Source organism: Mesorhizobium sp. WSM4845 (genome assembly GCF_055811455.1).
Window position 1 is genome coordinate 1 of the sequence record NZ_JBVVQA010000101.1, and the last position, 571, is coordinate 571.

At 62.5% G+C, this 571-nt stretch carries 1 pseudogene; it reads right to left on the bottom strand.

Going from position 1 to position 571, the window contains the following annotated elements:
• Positions 1-93: 93 nt before the first annotated feature.
• Positions 94-571 (bottom strand): annotated as a pseudogene (locus AC0L2C_RS34185) (transposase family protein); the annotation flags it as partial.

A 571-nucleotide genomic window follows, 5' to 3' on the forward strand; every position in this document is an offset into this window, starting at 1 on the left:
GTCGACCGTGAACAATCTTGACCGCTGAGCGGCAAGCTGCTTCGGCCGGTTCAGGAACGCGGCGATCAAGAGCCACAAAAATTGCTTCAGTCACCTGAGCAGGAGGGAGAAGTTATAGCCGGCTGCGGCCAGGATGGCGTTGATCGCATCGCCTTGGGTGTGAGCGAGGTAGTTGCGGCCCATTCTGTGTTCGTTCTTGATGTGGCCGATCACCGGTTCGACGGCCGATCGCCGCCGCATCTGGCGCTTGATGGCCGGTGTCACGCGGCGCTTCTGGCCGCTGGTGAAGACCCTGAACTTGTGGCTTTGCGGTGCGTTGTGGCCGCGATAGCCGGCGTCGGCGAGAACGCGGCTGATCTCGTTGCCGATGGTCTTTTCCATGTCAGGGATGATCGCTGCGAGCGAGCGCGTGGCCGTCATAGGGATTGCCGGGCAGCGCTTTTGCATGCAGGACGAACTGGCCACCCTTCGAGCGCTTCAGCGTCGTCGCCACCGACACCTTCACCCCGAACTCGTAGGGCGCGTGCGCCTTGCCCTTGCCGATGCATTCCACCTCGTGCGCATGCAGGCT